General features: G+C 68.2%; 3 protein-coding genes and 2 pseudogenes. 3 read left to right on the top strand and 2 right to left on the bottom strand.

Features of this window, described 5'->3' with window-relative positions; all coding sequences use genetic code 11:
• Positions 1 to 526: pseudogene (locus AD428_RS22565) on the bottom strand (ATP-binding protein); the annotation flags it as partial.
• Positions 527 to 809: 283 nt separating this feature from the next.
• On the opposite strand from AD428_RS22565, the gene AD428_RS22570 reads away from it, so the two are divergent.
• Positions 810 to 1,952, top strand: a complete 1,143-nt coding sequence (locus AD428_RS22570) for a formylglycine-generating enzyme family protein (protein WP_053246659.1) — start codon at positions 810 to 812, stop codon at positions 1,950 to 1,952.
• 60 nt (positions 1,953 to 2,012) lie between these two features.
• Positions 2,013 to 2,528: pseudogene (locus tag AD428_RS28595) on the top strand (AAA family ATPase); the annotation flags it as partial.
• Between the two features lie 164 nt (positions 2,529 to 2,692).
• Here the strand turns inward: AD428_RS28595 and AD428_RS28600 are convergent.
• Complete coding sequence (locus AD428_RS28600) at positions 2,693 to 3,781, bottom strand: aldo/keto reductase (RefSeq protein WP_235491078.1); 1,089 nt, start codon at positions 3,779 to 3,781, stop codon at positions 2,693 to 2,695.
• Between the two features lie 249 nt (positions 3,782 to 4,030).
• Between AD428_RS28600 and AD428_RS22585 the strand changes: the two genes are divergently transcribed.
• Complete coding sequence (locus tag AD428_RS22585) at positions 4,031 to 5,002, top strand: ABC transporter substrate-binding protein (RefSeq protein WP_053246660.1); 972 nt, start codon at positions 4,031 to 4,033, stop codon at positions 5,000 to 5,002.
• The last annotated feature ends 79 nt before the right edge of the window (positions 5,003 to 5,081 follow it).

Genomic DNA, 5,081 nt, shown 5'->3' on the forward strand with positions numbered 1-5,081 from the left:
GGCTGGCGAGCGCGCCCGCCAGCCAGCGCGCCACATGCTCGGGCAGCGGTTCTCCGGCGTCCGGATCGTCTTCCAGGCGCCGAGCGGCCGCGTCCCGGGCGGACAGGTACACCACGCGCGCGCGAAACAGCGCCACTTCGGCGCGGTCGCGCGCGGTGAGGATAAGGGCCCATTCTTCCCGGACATGGCCGCCGGCCCGCAACGGCGCGACCCGGATCAGGTTCGAGCCGGCGAGGCCGGGCGGCAGCCGGCCCTCCGCATCCCGCACCGCGGAGGCGGCCACCGAGCGCAGCAGGGCCTCGCGCTGGCCGAAGAACAACTGGGCGTTGTAGGCGGCGGCATTCATGCGCCGCCGGTATTTGGAGACTTCGTCGCTGAAAATCCAGTATGCGGCCAGCACGGTGCCGGCCAATATGCAGACGACGAGCGCGCCCGCGAAGAGATGCAGCAGGAATCGGGGAAGTTCTGGGACAGTTGCCTTGGGTGCGTCGGAGGGGCGGAGCGCTGCGATCATGCGGCGGATCATAGAATTCCGAAACTCGGCCCAGATTGAGAATATTCTGAAATACGAACCGGCCGCGCGTTCCGCAACGTGCTGCCGCACAGCGGCCTCAGGGCGTTGTATTTTTAGTTACCAGAATCCGTCCCGGACAGTGTGGTGAAAGGGAATATTTGCCGCTATTCTGTAATCGTCGGACATGTTGTGAAATCCGCGACACGTTTCAGTCCGACGCAATCAGCCAGGCAGTTGTCCCGCGCGCCTCATCGGAGGCGTGCCGTTTTTGCAAGCAAATTCGGAGCGGGTGTCCATGAAACAGCAACTGAAGGTCGGATTGGTGTCGGTCGCGATTCTCGCGGCCGCGGTCGCGGCGGGCGCCTATGTCGCGGCAAAGCCCTCGGCGGCGGGGCCGCCGCAGGTCAAGGTGGGCGACGGCAGGAACGGGCCGGCGGGCATGGCCTGGATTCCCTCCGCGCAATTCCTCATGGGCAACAGTCACAAACTCTCGCAGCCCAACGAGAGGCCGGCGCATCCGGTGCGCCTGAGCGGTTTCTGGATGGACGTGCACGACGTCACCAACGCCGAGTTCCGGCGTTTCGTGGAGGCCACCGGCTACGTCACCACCGCCGAGCGCAAGCCGCGCTGGGAAGATCTCCAGCCCCAGCTGCCGCCCGGCACGCCGCGGCCCGACGACAGCCAGCTCGTGCCCGGCGCCATGGTGTTCGTGGGCACCGAAACCGAGGTCTCGCTGCGCGATTACTCGCGCTGGTGGCGCTACGTGCCGGGCGCCGACTGGCGGCACCCCCAGGGGCCGGGCAGCAGCATCGAGGGCAAGGACGACCATCCCGTCGTGCAGGTGTCGTACCAAGATGCGCAGGCCTACGCCAAGTGGGCCGGCAAGCGCCTGCCGACCGAAGCCGAATGGGAGTACGCCGCGCGCGGCGGCCTGGAGCAGGCCACCTACATCTGGGGCAATGAATTCGAACCCCAGGGCAAGCCCATGGCCAATATCTGGGACACCCAGCAGCAACAGCCGTTTCCCGTGGTGAAAGACGAGAAGATCCAGGTCGGCACCACTGCCGTGGGCACGTATCCGCCCAACGGCTACGGCCTTTACGACATGGCGGGCAACGTATGGCAGTGGACGGCCGACTGGTACCGCGCCGACGCCTTCAGCACGCAGGCGCAGTACCGCGAGCCGCCGCAAGACCCCAAGGGCCCGGCCGACAGCTACGACCCCGACGACGGCAACGTGCCGGCGTCGGCCCCGAAACGCGTGACCCGGGGCGGTTCTTTTCTTTGCAGCGATACCTATTGCATCAGCTATCGCGCCAGCGCCCGGCGCGGCACCGATCCGCTGAACAGCATGTCGCACCTGGGTTTCCGCACGGTGATGACGCCTGAACAGTGGAAGCTGGCGCAGGCCCGCAAGGGCAGCGTCGCCAGCCGCTGAAACCTGGCGCCGGCCCGGCGGGGCGGCGTGTTCGCAAACGCGCGTCACAAGGAAAGGGGCATGGCGAATCGCGAAGGCGTGCTATTGCTGGAGAAGGCGGTATCCGAGTCTGTGCTGGGGCAGCCGGCGGCGATCCGGCTGATCCTCGTGGCGCTGGTGGCCGACGGCCACGTGCTGCTCGAAAGCCTGCCCGGGCTGGCCAAGACCCGCACCGTCAAGGCGCTGTCGTCGCACCTGATGGCCGAGATGAGCCGCATCCAGTTCACGCCGGACCTGCTGCCCTCGGACATCACGGGCGCGGAAATCCTGCGGCAGGACGAACAGGGGCGGCACCGCATCGAGTTCCAGCAAGGGCCGCTCTTCGGCAACCTCATCCTGGCCGACGAGATCAACCGCGCGCCGGCCAAGGTGCAGTCGGCCTTGCTGGAAGCCATGGAAGAGCGGCAGATCACGGTCGGCGGCGTCACGCATCGCATGCCGGCGCTCTTCATGGTGCTGGCGACGCAGAATCCGATCGAGCAGGAGGGCACGTATCCCTTGCCCGAGGCGCAGATGGACCGCTTCCTCATGAAAATCCGGCTCGACTATCCGGACGCCGAAGACGAGATGGCCATGCTGGAGCTCCTGCGCGGCGGCGCGGACAAGACGGCGCAGGGCGGGCCGGCGCCGCTCTCGCAGGAAACCTTGTTCGCCTGCCGGGCGGAAGCCCAGGCCCTGCACGTGGCTCCGGCCGTCGACCGCTACGTGGTGGACCTGGTGAACGCGACGCGCCGGCCGCCGGCCATGACGCGGACCTGGGCCGGTGGATCCAGGTGGGCGCCAGCCCGCGCGGCGCGACGCGCTGCGTCGGCGCGGCGCGCGCGCGCCGCCTCAGCGCCATTCGGCTGGCCTGGCTGAGCCGGGGCCAGCTGGTCGCGGCTGAGCTCCAGCGTGGCCGCCTTGACCAGTTCGTCCAACAGCACCAGCGTGGTGGCGCTGACGATGGGGGCGGTGATGCCCGGCTGCGCGATCTCCCAGGCCAGCGCCGCCTGGGCCGGCGTGCAGCCGGCGTCCTCGGCCACCTCGTCCAGCGCCTTGAGAATGCGCAGCCCGCGCTCGTTCAGGTAGGTTTCCACGATCTTCCTGCCGCGGCGGCTCTTGCCGGCGTCGGCGGCGCTGCGGTATTTGCCCGTGAGAAAGCCGCTGGCCAGCGCGTAGTAGCTGATGGCGCCCAGGTCTTGCGCCTTCACGAGGGCCTGCAGGCCGGATTCGAAGGGCTCGCGCGCGTAGAGGTTGTATTCGGGCTGGATGCTCTCATAGCGGGGCAGGTTGTGGCGCTCGCTCGTGATCAGCGCCTCGGACAGGCGCACCGCGCTGTAGTTCGATGCGCCGATGGCGCGCACCCGGCCGGCCTCGATCTGGCGGGCGTATTCGCCCAGGGTGTCGGTAAGCGGCGTGTCGGGATCGTCGGCGTGGGACTGGTACAGGTCCACGTAGTCGGTCTGGAGCCGCCGCAACGAATCGTCCAGGGCGCGGCGGATGTAGGCGGGCGACAGGCCCTTGGCGTCGGGCCCCATTTCCATGCCGACCTTGGTGGCCAGCAGCACGCGGTCGCGCTTGCCGGTGCGCTTGAGCCACTTGCCGATCAGGGTTTCGGATTCGCCGCCCTGGTTGCCGGAGGCCCAGCGCGAATACACGTCGGCGGTGTCGATGAAGTTGAGCCCGGCGTCCACCAGCGCGTCCAGCAGCGAGAAGGAGCCGGCTTCGTCGACGGTCCAGCCGAAGACGTTGCCGCCGAAAACCAGGGGAGGAATGTGCAGGCCGGAACGGCCCAGTGCGCGTTGCTTCATGGCGGATGCTCCGTAGGAGGGCGGGACGGCGGGCGGCCCGCCCGCGTCCGGTCCGGGAAGTGACGGCCGGGTGCGGCCGCGCCGTTGCGGGGCGACATGCACCATTTCAGGGATTTCCCCCGACGCGGTCGCGCCGGCGACAAGTTAGACTATACGGCTTTATGGCGGGCCGCAGCGCCGGGAAGCCGGCTCCGCCGCCATAACATCAAACAACGAGCAATGAACATACCAGGTTCAAGGAGCTTACCTATGCTGATCGGAAAAAAACATTTTCTGACGGCCGGCGCCATGGCGCTGGCGCTGGCGATCGGCGCGCCGGCCGTGGCGCAGCAGAAATCCGTGGCGGTCACCGCCATCGTGGAGCACCCGGCGCTTGACGCGGTGCGCGACGGCGTCAAGGACGCCCTCAAGCAGGCCGGCTACGAGGCGGGCAAGAACCTGAAGTGGCAGTACCAGAGCGCGCAGGGCAACAACGGCACCGCTGCCCAGATCGCCCGCAAGTTCGTGGGCGACCGCCCCGACGTCATCGTCGCCATCGCCACGCCGTCGGCGCAGGCCGTGGTCGCGGCGACCAAGGACGTGCCCGTGGTGTACTCGGCCGTCACCGATCCGGTGGCTGCCCAGCTCGTCAAGAGCATGGAGCCCTCGGGCACCAACGTCACCGGCGTGTCCGACCTGCTGGCCCTGGACAAGCAGATCGACCTCATCAAGAAAGTCGTGCCCAACGCCAAACGGGTGGGCATGGTCTACAACCCCGGCGAGGCCAACTCCGTGGTGGTGGTCAAGCAGCTCCAGGACCTGCTGCCCAAGTCGGGCATGAGCCTGGTCGAGGCGGCCGCGCCGCGCTCGGTGGACGTGGCCTCGGCCGCGCGCAGCCTGATTGGCAAGGTCGACGTCATCTACACCAACACCGACAACAATGTGGTCTCGGCCTACGAGTCGCTGGTGAAAGTGGGCAACGACGCCAAGATCCCGCTCATCGCCTCGGACACCGACAGCGTCAAGCGCGGCGCCATCGCTGCCCTGGGCATCAACTACCACGACCTGGGCATGCAGACCGGCAAGGTGGTGGCGCGCATCCTGAAGGGCGAGAAGCCCGGCGCCATTCCCTCGGAAACCATCTCCAAGCTGGAGCTCTACGTGAACCCGGGCGCGGCCGCCAAGCAGGGCGTCACGCTGTCCGACGCGCTCCTGAAGTCCGCCGCGCAGGTCGTCAAGTAAGCCTGCCGGCCCGCGACCCCGCCCCGCCCATCCGGGCGGGGTTTTCGTTATTGGAGCGGCCGGGGCCGAGCCCCGCCGG

This window comes from Achromobacter sp. DMS1 (assembly GCF_001270295.1).

What these genes read in the sequence shown, in the direction of transcription:
- AD428_RS22585 (WP_053246660.1), top strand. Translation starts at nt 4,031, where the DNA reads ATGCTGATCGGAAAAAAACATTTTCTGACGGCCGGCGCCATGGCGCTG.
- AD428_RS22570 (WP_053246659.1), top strand. Translation starts at nt 810, where the DNA reads ATGAAACAGCAACTGAAGGTCGGATTGGTGTCGGTCGCGATTCTCGCG.
- AD428_RS28600 (WP_235491078.1), bottom strand. Translation starts at nt 3,781, where the DNA reads ATGAAGCAACGCGCACTGGGCCGTTCCGGCCTGCACATTCCTCCCCTG.